General features: G+C 34.3%; 15 protein-coding genes. 5 read left to right on the top strand and 10 right to left on the bottom strand.

The features are described from left to right. Nucleotides 1-42: 42 nt before the first annotated feature. Nucleotides 43-495: an Lrp/AsnC family transcriptional regulator gene (locus IWX80_RS00075; protein ID WP_196851642.1), complete on the bottom strand. Its 453-nt coding sequence runs from the start codon at nucleotides 493-495 to the stop codon at nucleotides 43-45. A gap of 233 nt (nucleotides 496-728) precedes the next feature. Between IWX80_RS00075 and rocD the strand changes: the two genes are divergently transcribed. Together rocD and IWX80_RS00065 are read left to right on the top strand one after the other, a co-directional pair. Next, the gene (rocD, locus tag IWX80_RS00070) at nucleotides 729-2,012 is read left to right on the top strand and encodes an ornithine--oxo-acid transaminase (protein WP_196851641.1); all 1,284 of its coding nucleotides are present in this window, start codon (nucleotides 729-731) and stop codon (nucleotides 2,010-2,012) included. Further along, on the top strand, nucleotides 2,012-2,974 hold the full coding sequence (locus IWX80_RS00065) for an arginase (RefSeq protein ID WP_196851640.1): 963 nt from the start codon (nucleotides 2,012-2,014) through the stop codon (nucleotides 2,972-2,974). The genes rocD and IWX80_RS00065 overlap by 1 nt, the downstream gene beginning before the upstream one ends. 87 nt (nucleotides 2,975-3,061) lie before the next feature. On the opposite strand, the gene IWX80_RS00060 is transcribed toward IWX80_RS00065, so the two are convergent. After that, nucleotides 3,062-4,453 (bottom strand): RagB/SusD family nutrient uptake outer membrane protein, encoded by a 1,392-nt coding sequence (locus IWX80_RS00060; RefSeq protein ID WP_196851639.1) that lies wholly within the window; start codon nucleotides 4,451-4,453, stop codon nucleotides 3,062-3,064. 11 nt (nucleotides 4,454-4,464) lie between these two features. After that, nucleotides 4,465-7,452 (bottom strand): SusC/RagA family TonB-linked outer membrane protein, encoded by a 2,988-nt coding sequence (locus IWX80_RS00055; protein WP_196851638.1) that lies wholly within the window; start codon nucleotides 7,450-7,452, stop codon nucleotides 4,465-4,467. Between the two features lie 426 nt (nucleotides 7,453-7,878). On the opposite strand from IWX80_RS00055, the gene IWX80_RS00050 reads away from it, so the two are divergent. After that, nucleotides 7,879-9,174, top strand: a complete 1,296-nt coding sequence (locus tag IWX80_RS00050; RefSeq protein WP_196851637.1) for a TIGR00341 family protein — start codon at nucleotides 7,879-7,881, stop codon at nucleotides 9,172-9,174. 46 nt (nucleotides 9,175-9,220) lie between these two features. On the opposite strand, the gene IWX80_RS00045 is transcribed toward IWX80_RS00050, so the two are convergent. The 7 genes from IWX80_RS00045 to IWX80_RS00015 form a co-directional block, all read right to left on the bottom strand. Then, nucleotides 9,221-10,279 carry an ArsO family NAD(P)H-dependent flavin-containing monooxygenase gene (locus IWX80_RS00045; RefSeq protein WP_196851636.1) on the bottom strand — a complete coding sequence of 353 codons (1,059 nt, stop codon included), beginning with the start codon at nucleotides 10,277-10,279 and terminating at the stop codon, nucleotides 9,221-9,223. A 7-nt stretch (nucleotides 10,280-10,286) separates the two neighbouring features. Then, nucleotides 10,287-11,339 carry an ACR3 family arsenite efflux transporter gene (arsB, locus tag IWX80_RS00040; protein WP_196851635.1) on the bottom strand — a complete coding sequence of 351 codons (1,053 nt, stop codon included), beginning with the start codon at nucleotides 11,337-11,339 and terminating at the stop codon, nucleotides 10,287-10,289. A 2-nt stretch (nucleotides 11,340-11,341) separates the two neighbouring features. Beyond that, nucleotides 11,342-11,974 (bottom strand): arsenate-mycothiol transferase ArsC, encoded by a 633-nt coding sequence (locus tag IWX80_RS00035; protein WP_196851634.1) that lies wholly within the window; start codon nucleotides 11,972-11,974, stop codon nucleotides 11,342-11,344. A gap of 15 nt (nucleotides 11,975-11,989) precedes the next feature. Continuing rightward, the gene (locus IWX80_RS00030) at nucleotides 11,990-12,460 is read right to left on the bottom strand and encodes a DUF6428 family protein (RefSeq protein ID WP_196851633.1); all 471 of its coding nucleotides are present in this window, start codon (nucleotides 12,458-12,460) and stop codon (nucleotides 11,990-11,992) included. A 19-nt stretch (nucleotides 12,461-12,479) separates the two neighbouring features. After that, a complete protein-coding gene (locus tag IWX80_RS00025) occupies nucleotides 12,480-12,812 on the bottom strand; it encodes an ArsR/SmtB family transcription factor (RefSeq protein ID WP_196851632.1) in 333 nt (110 codons plus the stop codon). Between the two features lie 84 nt (nucleotides 12,813-12,896). Next, complete coding sequence (locus tag IWX80_RS00020) at nucleotides 12,897-13,280, bottom strand: hypothetical protein (RefSeq protein ID WP_196851631.1); 384 nt, start codon at nucleotides 13,278-13,280, stop codon at nucleotides 12,897-12,899. A 96-nt stretch (nucleotides 13,281-13,376) separates the two neighbouring features. Continuing rightward, nucleotides 13,377-13,637 (bottom strand): heavy-metal-associated domain-containing protein, encoded by a 261-nt coding sequence (locus tag IWX80_RS00015; protein WP_196851630.1) that lies wholly within the window; start codon nucleotides 13,635-13,637, stop codon nucleotides 13,377-13,379. Between the two features lie 163 nt (nucleotides 13,638-13,800). Here IWX80_RS00015 and IWX80_RS00010 point away from each other — a divergent pair, with 163 nt between their 5' ends. Next, the gene (locus IWX80_RS00010; RefSeq protein ID WP_196851629.1) at nucleotides 13,801-14,166 is read left to right on the top strand and encodes a hypothetical protein; all 366 of its coding nucleotides are present in this window, start codon (nucleotides 13,801-13,803) and stop codon (nucleotides 14,164-14,166) included. A 48-nt stretch (nucleotides 14,167-14,214) separates the two neighbouring features. Further along, a complete protein-coding gene (locus IWX80_RS00005; protein WP_196851628.1) occupies nucleotides 14,215-14,787 on the top strand; it encodes a DNA polymerase ligase N-terminal domain-containing protein in 573 nt (190 codons plus the stop codon). The last annotated feature ends 827 nt before the right edge of the window (nucleotides 14,788-15,614 follow it).

Here is a 15,614-nt window from a genome sequence, read left to right as displayed (position 1 = left end):
CGGTTATTTTTTTTGGAAGTTAATTCATTATTTAAATGAAGATTACAGAGAAACATTTCTTTTGAAAGCACAACCCAATTCAATTATAGAATCTGTTTTGGCAATACCGGGAATAGTATCAATTTTTTCATAAAGGACTTTGCGCATGTGTTCGTGGTCTTTGGCAATAATTTTTATGTAAAGGGTAAACGAGCCGGTAATGAAATAACACTCAGTTATTTCAGGTATTTTTTTAAGCTCTTCAATAATTCGATCCGAATCCTGATCTTTATTCAACGTGATTCCCGTAAAAGATCCCCAATCATATCCTACTTTTTTTTCATTGATTATAGGTTTTATTCCGGTAAGTATTCCTTGATCCATTAATCTGTTGATGCGCTGATGCACCATCGTATTTGATATTTTTAAATTAGCTGCAATGGCTGAATACGCCATTCTTCCATCTTTTTCTAACTCTTTAATAATATTAATATCGAATTCGTCCAGTATTTCCATGTTGGTTTAATTGAATAATGATGCTTTTTCTGTTTGTATAAAAGTACTTATTTTTATTTATTTCAAAATTCATTTGTAGATTGAATCGGGAATTTATAAAATGACTTATTTTTAATCTAAATTAGGTAAATATTTTTAAATAAATGCTTTTTAAAAGTCAAAATATTTATTTTTATTGGTAAATTAAAAAAATGTAGTAATTTTGTGCTTTCAAATAGTAAATCCGAAACATCATGACACATACAGAACAAAACCTTTCTTCAAAATCTGAAGCGTTGATAGCAAAAGAGAATCAATACGGAGCTCACAATTACCATCCATTACCTGTAGTTTTGGAAAGAGGCGAAGGCGTTTATATCTGGGATGTCGACGGAACAAAATATTACGATTTTTTATCGGCATATTCTGCCGTAAATCAAGGACATTGTCATCCAAAAATTGTGGGCGCTATGATTAAACAAGCGCAAACATTGACGTTAACTTCGCGTGCTTTTCACAATGATCAATTAGGACCTTTTGAGGAATATGTGACCAAGTATTTTGATTTTGATAAAGTATTACCCATGAATACTGGTGCAGAAGCAGTAGAAACGGCTTTGAAGTTATGTAGAAAATGGGCTTATGAAGTTAAAGGAATTCCTGAAAATCAAGCACAAATTATCGTTTGTGAAAACAATTTCCACGGAAGAACAACAACAATCATTTCATTTTCGAATGATGAAAATGCACGCAAAAGCTTTGGACCTTTTACAGAAGGATTTATAAAAATAGCATACGACGATATTGAAGCTTTAGAAAATGTTTTAAAATCAACAAAAAATATAGCAGGATTTTTAGTAGAGCCTATTCAAGGTGAAGCAGGAGTTTATGTTCCATCTGAAGGTTATTTGGCTAGAGCCAAAGCGCTTTGTGAAGCACATAATGTTTTATTTATTGCGGATGAAGTGCAAACAGGAATTGCGCGCACGGGAAGATTATTGGCCACTTGCGGAAATTGCGATTGTAAAAAAGGTTGTGAAAATACTCCTGAAGTGAAACCAGATATCTTAATTCTTGGAAAAGCAATTTCTGGTGGTGTGTATCCTGTTTCGGCAGTTTTAGCGAATGATCACATTATGAATGTTATCAAACCGGGACAACATGGTTCTACTTTTGGAGGAAATCCAATTGCCGCTGCCGTTGCTATTGCTGCACTTGAAGTAGTAAAAGATGAAAATTTGGCGCAAAATGCAGCTTACTTAGGAGAGGTTTTAAGAACGGGACTGAATGAGATTGCTTCCAGAAATCCATTAATTACATTGGTGAGAGGAAAAGGATTATTGAATGCCATAGTTGTCAACAGTGATGAAGAATCTGATTTAGCTTGGGATATTTGTATGAAATTCAGAGATTATGGATTATTGGCAAAACCAACACACGGAAACAAAATTCGATTTGCACCGCCATTAGTAATTACGGAATCTCAAATACACGAATGTTTGGCTATTATTGAAAGAGCTTTAAACGATTTCAGATAATGGGAAAAACGATAAAATTAATAAAAAACCGATCCGATATTGGAGCAGGTACACGTGGCTCCGATTTAGGAATTGATGCTGTCGAAATTGCTGCAATAAATCAAAACAGTGATTATTTTAATCAATTTGAGTTTGAAGATGTAAAAACGCATAACGAATCGATTTATGATAAAAATCGCAGTTCCTCGGCCAAAAGGATTGAGCACGTTGTTGAGCAATGCACCCGAGTTTGTAATGCGGTCAAAAAAAATATAGAAGGGAATTATTTTCCAATAGTATTATCGGGAGATCATTCTTCGGCATTAGGAACTTTAAGTGGAATCAAAGCGGCGTATCCGGAGCAAAATATTGGTGTGTTTTGGATTGATGCCCATGCTGATTTGCATTCTCCTTACACTTCGCCATCTGGAAATATTCACGGAATGCCTTTATCTGCTGCGCTTGGTGATGATAATTTGAGTTGTCAGAATAACGAAGTCCCAGCTGAAACCCAACAGCATTGGGAGGACATGAAAAATATAGGTTATCAAGGACCGAAAGTTTTAGCCGAAAATCTGATTTATTTTGGTGTTCGTGATACCGAAGAAGAGGAAGATAAGCAAATTGAAAAATTGCATATCAAAAATTATAAAGTAGACGAAGTGCGTTACCGAGGTTTACATAAATGTGTTACTGAAGCATTGTCAAAATTATCGCATTGTGAAGTTTTGTATATTTCTTTTGATGTGGATTCTATGGATTGCGATATGATTTCCTATGGAACGGGAACTCCGGTTCCAAAAGGTTTCGATCAGTATGAAATTATTGCAATTATCAATCAAATTATCCAAACCAAAAAGGTAGTTTGTATCGAGTTTGTTGAGATTAATCCTTTATTGGATACCAAAGGAAATAAAATGGCAGAAACGGCTTTTGAAGTTTTAGAAGCGATTACCGCGGAGCTTATTATTCCTACTGAATAATTTTTTAAAATGTATAAAAAAGCCCGAAATCTAAAATTGATTTCGGGCTTTTTTAGGTAATGGTTTTATCTGATAAATGAAGTTTAATTATCCTCCGTATCCAGGATTTTGACTGATTTTACTGTTGGTATCCATTTCTCTTAAAGGAATAGGGAATACCAAACTGTTGTCATTATATGGAATTAATTCTGTTCCATCAGCAAAAACATCAATTGAAGCTTTTGTTCTTTTTAAATCATGGATAGCAAAACCTTCCATCGCTAATTCTAATTCGCGTTCTCTTAAAATTGTTGCTAAGTTTACCGTAAGGAAGTTTGTAGCATTAGCACGTGTTCTCAACAAATTAATATCAGCTAACGGTGTGTTTCCTACAAAAGTTCCAGCTCTAAAATTAGCTTCTGCTCTGATTAGATACATTTCAGCCAAACGAATTAACGGAACATCTCCAAATTGATTGGTATATTTAGAAGTTAATCTTCTGCCATTGTCCGGGTTGATGTAATTAAAGTTGCGTCTTTCATCAGCAGGATCTGTAAATTTAGCTAAATAAGTAGATCTGATTTCGATATCGCCACCACGACCACCGTTATTTTCAGAAGCATATAAATTGGTCATTTCATTTTCTCCAGTTTGTTTTGTGATCTGGATTGCAAAAATATCCTCGCTTTGGTTTTCATCATGATTGAAAGCATTAGCATATCTCGCAGATAAACTGCGTCCGCTATTTTCAATTACATCATGAGCCGCATCTCTTGCCGCGGGATAATTGCCTTGTTGAAGATAAACTCTTGCTAATAAAGCTTTGGCAGCATATTTATTAGCATAAAAACTATTGTCTTCCGGAAGGTCATTATAGGCTAGGTTCAAACCTGCAATTATTACCGCATACACTTCGTCAACACTACTTCTTTCTTTTGCTAAATCAATAGTAAAATCATAGATGGCATTTGGTCGTATAACCACACCTAATTGTGGATTTGCCTGACCTGCTTCGTATGGTTTTGCAAAGAAACGAACCAAATCAAAGTACGCCATTGACCTTAGGAAATTCGCTTCGGCAATCATTGTTGTTTGTCTCTCAGTATCTTGAACTTTATCTATATTTTCAATAACAGTGTTGGCTGCATTGATTATTTGATAATTTCTGGCATAGATTTGTTGAACAAACGCATTGTTGACAAGAATACTCTTAGAATACAGTTGTCGGCATTCGCCAAAGGTTCCTCTCCATCTAAAATCAGTAGTTGCAGTTACGCCGGTTTGTGCTAATAAATCTGCAGAAGTCAGTATTCGACCTCCGTACACATCGCCGTCAGCTGCAATAGCATACGCGCCTGTTAATATGTTAATGATGCCAGATTCAGTACTTAATGTTACTGTTGCATCCTCATTTTGTTTCGGATCAATTTCTAATTCATTATCACAACTTGCAAAAAAAGTAGCGAAAAGAATAAATAAGATTAATTTATTTGATTTCATTTTTTTAATTTTTAAAAATTAATATTTACTCCTAAAGCAATTGTTCTTGCAGGTGGTGCAGAATAAAATTCTTCTCCAATACCTGTATCATCTCTTCTTGCTTCTGGGTCATATCCAGAATAGTTGGTGAATGTAAGCAAGTTGACACCCGTTGCGTAAAGACGAACGCTGCTCATTCCAAGTTCTTTAATAGCATTCCCAGAAAGTGAATATCCTATGGTTAGATTTCTTAAACGTACAAAATCAGATTTATCTAAAAATCGTGTAGATTCCCCAGTTCCGTTACTGCCGTATAATCTGGCTTGAGGAACATTAGTGATATCTCCAGGATTTTGCCAACGATCCAATTGATCAACAGTTTGGTTGTCAAAATAATCAGCAGCTACAGATTGGTATTTACCAGCTGAGTTGTAAATACTGGCACCCCATTCTCCTTGGAAAGTAAAAGAAAAATCAATCCCTTTATAATTAATAGTGTTAGTCATACCAGCCATCAAGGTTGGGAATGGATTTCCTGAAACAACTCTTGACGCCTCGGCATAATCATTTGTAGTTGATTTGTCTAAAGATCCATCAGCAAGAAGAGTGTTTTTTACATATAAAGCGTCACCGTTAGCAGGATCAACTCCGGCATATTCTGCCAAGAAAAATGAAGATATATTTTCTCCAACTCTGTTAATAGTAAATGTACCAATGATGTCTTTGTTATTGTTTGGCATCGATATTACTTCAGATTGATTTGTGGTAATATTTAAGCTGGTATTCCATTTTAGTTTATCAGAATCAATATTTTTTGTGTTTAAAGTAAATTCGACACCACTACTTTGAACTTCACCAATATTTTGATTAATGGAAGTTGCACCAGAACTTAAAGCTAGTGGTACGCTAAACAATAATCCATCAGTATTTTTTTTGTAATAATCTGCTTCAACGCTGATTCGGTTTAATAAACCAAATTCAACACCAAAATCGATTTGCGTAGATTTTTCCCAAGTAAGATTATCATTTCCGGCTTGCGTGAACGAAAGTCCTGATTTTAAGTTATAAGGATTTGAACCGTACAATTGGCGAGAAGCAAAATTTCCTAATTCGGCATTTCCTAATTTACCCCAACTTCCTTTTAATTTTAAAAAAGTCAAAGTAGCATTGTCTTTTAAGAAGCTTTCTTCTGAAATAATCCAACCAGCTGAGAAGGCTGGGAAAGTTCCAAATCGTTCATTTTTACCAAAACGAGAAGAGCCATCACGACGAATACTTGCTTTGAAAATATATTTATCATCGAATGAATAGGTGATTCGGCCAAATTGAGAAACAAAGGTATAATCCGTTTCATTTCCAGATCCTGCAGATACTTCAGCTCCACCATCTACGGTTTGGAATGAGTCATTGGGAAAATAAATACTGGTCACACTTTGAAACCTGCGATTGAATTTATTGAATTCCATACCTGCAACAGCATTTATGTCATGTTTCTCTCCAAAGGTTTTGTCAAAGGTCAAATAATTACTGAAAATATAGGTCTCATTATTTACAGAAGTGGCGTAAGCTTCACCATCGGTAGCCATAAAAGGAGAATCTTTACCGTACCAAGCATCTTCTGTTTGTGATAAAAGATCATAAGAAAAATCAGAATTAGCCTTTAAGGAAGGAATAATTTTAAATTCTCCGTACACTTTTCCGGTAACCCTTCTCATTAATGTTTTCCAAAATGAATTGTCAATGGCTAATAAATAATTAGCATACAACGTATTTGGATTAGCCGTTCCATCTTCAAAACGATCAGGAGACAGTGGAGATTGCGCTACAGCTTGTAAAGGAGTTGTGAAAGAGTTGTCATCCTGAACACGACTAATTTCTGATCTGGAGAAACTTAAATTCATACCTGCAGTGAATCGGTCTGAAACCTTATGCGAAACATTTGTACGTGCAGTTACTCTCTCTAATGCATTACTATTGATGATTCCTGTCGTATTGTTGTAAGCTCCAGAAAAGAAATAGCGAGTATTAGCATCTCCTCCAGATACTGAAAAATCAGCATCAGTATTGAATCCGTCTTGAAATGCAGTATCCTGCCAATCGGTGTCTACTTCTCTGTTTCTCCAATCTGTACCTTGAGCCAAGAAATCGAAAGTATCTTCGGCTTCCACCGCATCACCAAGTCCATTAATGGAAGCTTCTGTAAATAATTCTATGTATTGGTCTGCATTCAACCATTTTCTTTTATTAGTAGCCTGGCTAACTCCTTGAGAGAGGTTGATAGAGAAAGTTCCTTTGCCTTCTTTTCCTCGTTTAGTTGTAATCAATACCACACCATTAGCACCTCTGGCTCCATAAATTGCCGCTGATGATGCATCTTTTAGTACATCAATAGATTCAATTTCGTTTGGGCTTAAGGTTAGCAGCGGGTTGGTTGGTGCACCGTTACTGGATTCATTTGTAGTTACTAAAGGAATTCCATCCAATACATAAAGCGGTTGTGTTCCCGCACTAATACTGGCAGCACCGCGTACACGAATATTTATTCCTCCATCAACTTTACCATTGGTCTGCGTGATTTGAACACCCGCTAATTTACCAACTAAAGCATTTTGCACATTTGATACAGGAATTTGTTGGATGTCTTTTGCTGTTACACGAGCAATATTATCCGTTAGTTTCTTTTTGCTTTGGGTTCCATAACCCACAACAACTACAGTTTCTAATTGATTGGAGGCATCACTTAACTTTATCAGCATTGCAGAAGATGCAGGAATTTCTACCGTTTTCATTCCTATAAAACTGACAATTAAAATTTGACCTTTTTTCGCGTTAATGGTAAAATCACCATCAAAACCTGTTTGTGCGCTGGTAGTAGTTCCTTTTACTACAATATTAGCACCTGGAACGGGAAGGCCGCCCATGTCGGTAACTTTACCTGACACTGTACTTTCTTGAGCAAATGTCAATTGTACGGAGAGTACAATTAGTAAACTCAAAAAATGTTTGAATTTAATTTTCATTTTTGGATTATTTAAGATTAGTTGTGTCAAATATCTAAATAAAATGTTAATTATGATGTATTATGTTTAATAAAAATGTTTGAATGTTATTTTATTACTGATAATTTAAAATTTAATCGATAAAAAAATTAAATCCATAAAAATAGCTGTTTTCTAAATTTGATATGGTATCTGATATGTCATCTGCCTTTCAGAAAATCATACTTAAAATCAATGCGAAGAATTAAAAAAAGCTTTTACTATGTTTTTGACGGACTATTAGGATCAGGATTTAGATGAAAATTTTTAAGCTTAAATATTTTAATAGATGAATTTTGAAACCTTTAATTACTTCAAAATTGTTTATCTTGCTGACTTGACTAATCATTACGGCCATTAAATTAGGATTAAACAATTAATCTTGAAAAGTAATAAAAACAAACAAGCATGAATAAAGTAGTAAATTTTATTGACCTACATAGCGGAGAAGAAGACAAAAAGAAAGTCTTAGACAATGTAACATCAAACATCTCTTTTAGGGGATCCAACTTGTGGATTTTAGCTTGTGCTATTGTAGTGGCTTCTGTTGGTTTGAATGTAAATTCTACTGCGGTAATTATTGGAGCTATGCTAATTTCACCTTTGATGGGACCAATTGTTGGAGCGGGTTTTGGTTTGGGAATTTATGATTTTAATCTGCTAAAAAGATCGCTTAAAAATTTACTTATCGCCACGGTAGTGAGTTTGGTGGTTTCCACTGTTTACTTTTATTTAAGCCCTTTCAAAGATACACAGTCGGAACTTTTGGCTAGAACATCACCTAATATTTACGATATTTTCATTGCTTTTTTTGGAGGATTAGTTGGTGTAATAGCCATTACAAGGGTAGATAAAGGAAATCCTATTCCCGGAGTTGCAATCGCAACGGCTTTAATGCCACCTTTGTGTACGGCGGGTTATGGATTAGCCTTGGGGAATTTTAAATTCTTTTTTGGTGCTATGTATTTGTATACTATTAATTGTGTTTTTATCTGTATTGCAACGTTCATAATTGTCAAATATTTAAAATATCCAATTGTTAAACAAACCAATGCAAAGACAGAAAAGCGAGTGAAGTATATAATTTCTTTTTTGACTTTAGCTTTGATTGTCCCAAGTGTTTTCTTTGCTTATCAGCTTTTTCAAGAAAAAAAATACAAGCAAAAAGTAGAACAATTTTTAAAAGTAGAGTTTATTGATAAGGGATTTACTGTTCTGTACAAAAAAACGCAGTTTACGTCAAACCCAAAAAAAATAGATATTGCTTTTTTACGAAAAAGGTTGGATAAGGACGAAATAAAAGAACTTAACGGAAAATTGAAAACATATGAATTGAATAATACGGTTTTAAATATTATTCAAGATACAACAGATTTAAAGCAGGATATTTTGAATGAAATCACGTTCAACAATAAAACGATGAGTGAGAAAGATTTGATTATCGCCAAGCTACAAAGTCAAATTACTTCTTTAAAATTCGATAACAATGCTATTCTGAATGAAACACGAATACTGTTTCCTGAGATTGAGAATATTGCTATTGCGAATCATGTGTTCAATGAAAATAAAACCACCAAAAAAGTGATTACGGTTGTGCTTTATGAAAGTAAAAAAGATATCAATACTGCCGAAAAACAAAAATTGACTGCATGGCTAAAGAACAAATTCAAAACGGATGTTGTTGAAATTTATAAAAGACAATAAATTCGTTTAAACTATTGGAATGAACTAATTTTTATGATAAACGGATTTAGATTTGCTGTAGATATTCTATGATTTCGTTACAGGTTTGTTTGGCATTTCTGTTTATTCCAATTAAAGTTGCTGATGCGTAACCCGTCCAACTGCCGTAACCCGCCAGCCACAATCCGGAAATTTCAGTTGCTTTGCTTTCTTCGGTTTTTACGATGCCGCGTTCATCTGCTGAAACAATATTTTTCAAAAAAGACGTAGCGTAACCAAAACCCGTACACCAGATTATCGCATCAAAATCTTCTTTGGTTCCGTCAGACCAAATCACACCTTTTTCGTACATGCTTTCAAAACCGCCACTTGAAGTCAAAACTCCTCTGGATCGAGCTTCTTTCACTGGTGGCACCATTACAATATTTCCCAAATCATAATTGGCGGCATTAAATGGTTTCCCTTCTTTTTCAGCATTGTATTTGGCGGTTGCTACGTTGAAAAGATAAAACCCGTCCACTTCATCCGGTAAATAGTGTGGTGGTTTTCTGGTAGACCATTTCACGGTGGTAACTTTAGAAACTTCTGATACAATTTGCGCACCTGAATTTCCTTCGCCTACAACTAGAACTTTTAAATTCCTAAACTCTTCCGGATTTTTGTAATTAGCAGAATGGATTTGAATTCCTTTGAAAGTTTCTATTCCTTTAATCTTTGGAATATAAGGATTGTTCCAAGTTCCCGCTGCGGCAATAATAGTTTTTGAAAAATAGATTCCTTTATTGGTGTAAACTTTGAATACTTTATTTTCAGAAGTTATGTTTTCTACAGTTATGGAGCGCTCTATTGGCAATTCATAACGTTTTTCATATTGGCATAAATAATCGATTACTTCTTGTTTTAAAGGAAACAGATTTTCAGATTTTGGCATCAGCCAACCCGGCAAAGAACTATGTTCGGCAGGAGAAAAAAGCGTCAGACTGTCCCAAGCATGAAGCCAAGCGCCGCCGCACTTTTCTTCTTTATCCAAGATTTGAAAGTTGAGTTTATGGCGTCGTAAATAATATCCGCAAGCCAATCCGCTTTGTCCGCCACCAATAACAATAACATCCAGAATTTTTTGCATTGGAATTTTACTTTAAGTTTGTTGGGGTGTAATATTTTTTTCTTAACCAAAAAGCCACATTTACCAGAATTATCAAAGCAGGAACTTCTACTAATGGCCCAATAACTCCTGCAAATGCTTGTCCGCTATTGATTCCGAAAACGCCAATGGAAACTGCAATTGCTAATTCGAAATTATTTCCCGAAGCAGTGAATGAAAGTGCAACGGCATCTCTATAATTGGCTCCGATTTTTTTAGAAACAAAAAACATCAGGAAAAACATAATGGTGAAGAAAATGACAAGTGGAATGGCAATTCTAATGACATCTAGTGGTAAATCAACAATCATTTCCCCTTTCAAACTGAACATGACGACGATTGTAAAAAGCAACGCAATCAAAGTAATTGGAGAAACAAAAGGAATAAACTTTTGATTGAACCATTTGTCTCCAATGAATTTCTTGATGGCATAACGACTAATTACGGCTAATGCAAATGGAATTCCTAAATAAATTCCGACTGTTGCAGCAATTTCAGCAATGGTAATATTTAATTCCAAGCCTTTTATTCCGAATAACGGCAACATGATTTCCAGATAAAAATAAGCATATAAACTAAAGAAAAACACTTGAAGCAAACTATTAATCCCGATTAAGCCCGCCGTTAATTCTCTGTTTCCCTCAGCTAATTCATTCCAGACAATTACCATTGCAATGCAAGGAGCAATCCCAATTATGATTAAACCCATCATGTATTCCGGATAGTCTTTTAAAAAAAATGTTGCCAATGAAAACATTAAAAATGGACCAACAATCCAGGTGAGAAAGAAAGAGGCGGTCAGTAATTTTGGCTTTTCAAACATTAATGGGGTTTTCGAAAAATCAATTTTAGTCAAAGGCGGATACATCATTAATATCAATCCAATTGCCAGAGGAACATTGGTCGTTCCGCTTGAAAACGAATTGATAAAGCCGCTGCTGGAAGGGATAAAATAGCCAATGGAAACTCCAATCGCCATTGCCAGAAATATCCAAAGTGTCAAGTAACTATCGAGGAAATTTAATCTTTTTTTAGAAGCCATTATTATGATTTTATTTGGGAGAATACATAGAACATTTCAGTTGCAATTTGCAAACTGCGTTCCTGATATTTTTCTGCTTGTTGCGGCGTATTGTCAAATGCTTTTGGATCTTCAAAAGTGATTGGAATTCGCTTTTCAGCTCCAGCAATAAATGGACAGCCACCATCCGCTTGGGAACATGTCATAATTGCTGCAAATTCACTTTTTGGATTAAAATCATCATCATACGTTTTGGAAAAACCAATGATTGGATGCTCGTTCTCTGCATATTTTATGGCATAAATAGGATTGGTTCCCGCTGCAATGGTTTTGATTTTAAAGCCAGATTGCTCCAATGTTTTTGCTGCCATTGGAAACAAAGCCGTTGCTTCGGTACCGCCAGAATAGCAAAATATATTTTTAATATTGAAATGTGCCGCTGCAGTTTGTGCCCAAACTTGCGATAAATGGCTTCTTCTCGAATTGTGGGTGCAAATCAAGTTCAACCGAATTTCTTGCTGATTCGATGCTTTTGCTTGAATAAAATCAACAAGCGGTTGCAAAACAATTTTGCGTTCAGCAGAAATATTTTCGAAATTAAAACAAGAAATTGTTTTTGCAATTTCTGGAAATAGAATGGTTTTGGTTAAAGTCATTTTATAGTTTTAAAATTAGCAACAGCCTCCACCAGGAGTGCAGCTATTGGTTTGACTTGGAATTTCAGATAATTTTACTTTTTGTTTTTCTGCTGGAATTCCACATTGGTCTTCTGCCAAACAGGCCGTTTGTTTGTTAAGTAGCGTAAATGCTGTTCCGTTGAAACCAATGTCGTATTTGCCAATAGTTTCTGCTTGAAATTCTACTTCAACTTCATAATCTTCAATACCCAATATTTTTTCAGATAATTCAATTATATTCAAAAGTTTTTGAGGTTTTAGACGGTGTTCAAAGTCATTGGCATCCCATAATTGAAAGTTTACCACAGTTTCTTTTCGAACTTTTCCACCGCAATCAATGAAGTTTTTGGTGATTAGACCCACTTCAGTTACGTGGAAATGTTCTGGGACATAAGTACCGTTTGGTAATACAAAAGCAACATTTTCTAACGTGCTTAACTCTTTTTTAATTTCTGATAATTTCATGATTCTTGTAATTTAAAAATTAACAACATTGATTTTTCTTGTTTTCTAAATAGCTATTGATATGCTGAAAAAAGCCCTTTATTTTATTGAAACCTTCTTCGTTGAGGCAATAGCAAATGGCATTTCCTTCAAAATTGCCTTTTATAAGTCCGGCATTTTTTAGTTCTTTCAAATGTTGCGAAACAGTAGGTTGGGCGAGAGGTAGTTCGTTTACAATATCGCCGCACACACAACTGTTTACTTTGATGAGGTGCTGAATAATGGCAATTCGGGCTGGATGACCTATGGCTTTTGCCAAAGTTGCCAATTCGTTTTGCTCATCTGTGAAATGCTCTGATTTAGTAATTCCCATCGTTATATATTTATATTGCAATATTACGATATAGGTATTTAAAAAGCAAATCTAGGATAGTAAATTTTTAAAAGTCTTTAAAATTTACATCCATTTCGATAGAAAATCAATCAACTCTTCTCTTAATTCTCTAAATAGCTTTTCAAAAACGGCGATACTTTCTCGATGGTTTATATGGTCTGAAAATTTTTCATGTTCAATAGTGTTTGGATTTTTTTGCACGGCTTTTTGAAGATACGATTCGTGGCTTTTAATATCATGATTTAAAATATCAATTTGTTCCTTTTGAATGATTAACTGATTTTGAAAATGATCTGCTAAGGAACGGACTTCATTTGAAGTATTCTTTTCTGCAACTTCGATAATTCGATCAGTCATAATTTTGAGCTCATCTTTATAGAATAAAAGTTTGTTTAGCCACGTTTTGTGTTCTTCGTGTAACTGATAAATTGTTTTTTTAGTTTCCATTTTCGTTGTGTTTTAATAATTTGATATGAATTGAATTTGTGTTTATTTTTATAAAGATTGTAAAAGGCAAAGCTTTGAATTTTTTATATTTAAAAGTTAAAGCTCAAATAAATCTTTTGGAATGGCATGAAATCCTGCTGACTTAACTTTGTTTTCAATATCACCGATAGAAACTATTTTGGAAGTGTGAACCGTAAATTCTCGGGGGAAAATATCAGTATTAAAAATGACTTTTTTTATACCGTCTAATTCTAAAAGACTGGATTTTATTGCTAATAAATCTAAATCCTCGATAGCATTTGTTCCAAATATTTTACCATGATTTCCGGGAATTACATTTTCTGTTAGTAAGCTCATGATTTTGTTTTTTAAAAATTAGGAATTGGTATGATATATTTGTTTGAATAGTAGTTAAGTAGTTTAAAGTTAGTTATTTATATTGAATAATTTAAAAAATCAGGGCGCTTTTATTTAAAATTGATTAACTTAGTGTATTGTAAATCAGTTAAATAAGTGTAAAATGAATAATAAAAACGATAAATTAAATTTTGATAAAAGAAAACCGGGTAAGAAAGATAAAAGTACAATCCCAGATTCTCTTTTATATCCTCCAAATGAAGATATTTATAGTCAATTAAAAAAGGAATCAGAGCTAGATCCAGAAGATGTGTCTAAAAATAAGATCCCAGTTGAAATTAATAATACCACAGAATTGAATCAGAAAGATTTTGATGAAGACGTATCCGGGGCTGATCTAGACATTCCGGGTTCAGAATTGGATGATGAACAAGAAAACTCCGGAAATGAAGACGAGGAAAATAATCATTACAGTATAGGAGGTGATGACCATAATGATTTAGAGGAAAATACAGGAAATAAGATTTGAGAGTTGATTTAATCGGGATTCTGTTATGTAAATGCTAATCGTATTATAATGTCTTTAAAGGAATACAATCAAAAACGCAATTTCGAAGCTACTTTTGAACCGGTAGGAGAAATTAAGAAAACAGCATCCGAATTGATTTTCGTGGTGCACAAACATGCTGCTTCACATTTGCATTATGATTTCCGATTGGAAATGGATGGTGTATTAAAAAGTTGGGCTGTACCCAAAGGGCCTTCTATGAATCCAGCTGAAAAAAGATTGGCTATCATGGTAGAAGATCATCCATATACTTATAAAGATTTTGAAGGTACAATTCCTGAAGGTAATTATGGTGCGGGAAATGTTATTGTGTGGGATAACGGAACATATGCATTAGCTGATGAAGATCCGTCAGATAAACTTGAAAGCAAAGCAAAATCCAATTTGCAAAAAGGACATCTTAGCTTTATTCTTAATGGAAAAAAACTCAAAGGCGAGTTCGCATTGGTGAAACTTAAAACGAAACAGGAAAACAGTTGGCTTTTAATAAAGTCAAAAGATAAATATGCGGGCAATGAGGATATCTTACTTCAAGATAAATCCGTAATTTCTAATAGGACAATCGAAAATCTGCAGAAATAAAATCCATTTGGGCGTTCCTCATTATGTAAAGAAAGGCGTTTATCAAAAAAAAGATAACCGCCTTTCTTTATATAATGAGTCGGGCTATCCGCTACAAGTCCTCGTCCCGCCAAAAAAAGGCGGGGCTGCGGGCTTTCCACTGCTATCCCTAACGCAAACTTAGGTAATCAGGAGTTTTTTGTTGTTTTGATGTATATTATGATACCTTATACATGGCATGGAATAGAAAAGCATTGCCCTTCTATATGTATGGTAGAGGATAAATCATTTTAACTGGTTTAAATCTTTTGCTTTTGTTCTAATGATAGTAACCGATGACTTTTTCAAGTATGCAAATCGAATGCGTAAGCTGTAAAAATGGGCATAAGGTGTGAATTTCGAAAGAACAAGTTCACTTATATATAAAGACATCCATAGTTTTTGTCCATTTCGTCACCCTCTCCTTTGGAGAGGGCCGGGGAGAGGTAAATAATTTACTTTCAAAATTCACGTTTTCAGCGAGTTAAATATTGGGTTAAGAAAACATCAAAAAAAAGGTTTGAAAAAGCTTGTAAAAGCGAATAAAGGAGCTACTTTTGCACCCGCAACAACGCAGACGTTCTTTCAAATACTGGCAAGCAAAGTTAATCAAAACAGAAAAAATATTTTCTAAAAAAGATTTCAAAAAGCTTGTGAGATTAGAAAACGGATGTTACCTTTGCACCCCGCAAAACGCGCAAAGTTCCTTGAGAGATTGATAAGAAAAGAGAAGTAAACGAGATAAAATTTATCTTAAAAAAAACTTCAAATTTTTCTTGCCATTTAAAAAGAAAGTTGTACTTTTGCAC

It is taken from the genome of Flavobacterium sp. CAN_S2, assembly GCF_015752255.1.
Taxonomy (GTDB): Bacteria; Bacteroidota; Bacteroidia; order Flavobacteriales; family Flavobacteriaceae; genus Flavobacterium.
This window is presented reverse-complemented; position numbering and strand designations above follow the sequence as displayed.

What these genes read in the sequence shown, in the direction of transcription:
- rocD (WP_196851641.1), top strand. Translation starts at nt 729, where the DNA reads ATGACACATACAGAACAAAACCTTTCTTCAAAATCTGAAGCGTTGATA.
- IWX80_RS00020 (WP_196851631.1), bottom strand. Translation starts at nt 13,280, where the DNA reads ATGGAAACTAAAAAAACAATTTATCAGTTACACGAAGAACACAAAACG.
- IWX80_RS00045 (WP_196851636.1), bottom strand. Translation starts at nt 10,279, where the DNA reads ATGCAAAAAATTCTGGATGTTATTGTTATTGGTGGCGGACAAAGCGGA.
- IWX80_RS00075 (WP_196851642.1), bottom strand. Translation starts at nt 495, where the DNA reads ATGGAAATACTGGACGAATTCGATATTAATATTATTAAAGAGTTAGAA.
- IWX80_RS00065 (WP_196851640.1), top strand. Translation starts at nt 2,012, where the DNA reads ATGGGAAAAACGATAAAATTAATAAAAAACCGATCCGATATTGGAGCA.
- arsB (WP_196851635.1), bottom strand. Translation starts at nt 11,339, where the DNA reads ATGGCTTCTAAAAAAAGATTAAATTTCCTCGATAGTTACTTGACACTT.
- IWX80_RS00035 (WP_196851634.1), bottom strand. Translation starts at nt 11,974, where the DNA reads ATGACTTTAACCAAAACCATTCTATTTCCAGAAATTGCAAAAACAATT.
- IWX80_RS00055 (WP_196851638.1), bottom strand. Translation starts at nt 7,452, where the DNA reads ATGAAAATTAAATTCAAACATTTTTTGAGTTTACTAATTGTACTCTCC.
- IWX80_RS00010 (WP_196851629.1), top strand. Translation starts at nt 13,801, where the DNA reads ATGAATAATAAAAACGATAAATTAAATTTTGATAAAAGAAAACCGGGT.
- IWX80_RS00005 (WP_196851628.1), top strand. Translation starts at nt 14,215, where the DNA reads ATGTCTTTAAAGGAATACAATCAAAAACGCAATTTCGAAGCTACTTTT.
- IWX80_RS00050 (WP_196851637.1), top strand. Translation starts at nt 7,879, where the DNA reads ATGAATAAAGTAGTAAATTTTATTGACCTACATAGCGGAGAAGAAGAC.
- IWX80_RS00025 (WP_196851632.1), bottom strand. Translation starts at nt 12,812, where the DNA reads ATGGGAATTACTAAATCAGAGCATTTCACAGATGAGCAAAACGAATTG.
- IWX80_RS00060 (WP_196851639.1), bottom strand. Translation starts at nt 4,453, where the DNA reads ATGAAATCAAATAAATTAATCTTATTTATTCTTTTCGCTACTTTTTTT.
- IWX80_RS00030 (WP_196851633.1), bottom strand. Translation starts at nt 12,460, where the DNA reads ATGAAATTATCAGAAATTAAAAAAGAGTTAAGCACGTTAGAAAATGTT.
- IWX80_RS00015 (WP_196851630.1), bottom strand. Translation starts at nt 13,637, where the DNA reads ATGAGCTTACTAACAGAAAATGTAATTCCCGGAAATCATGGTAAAATA.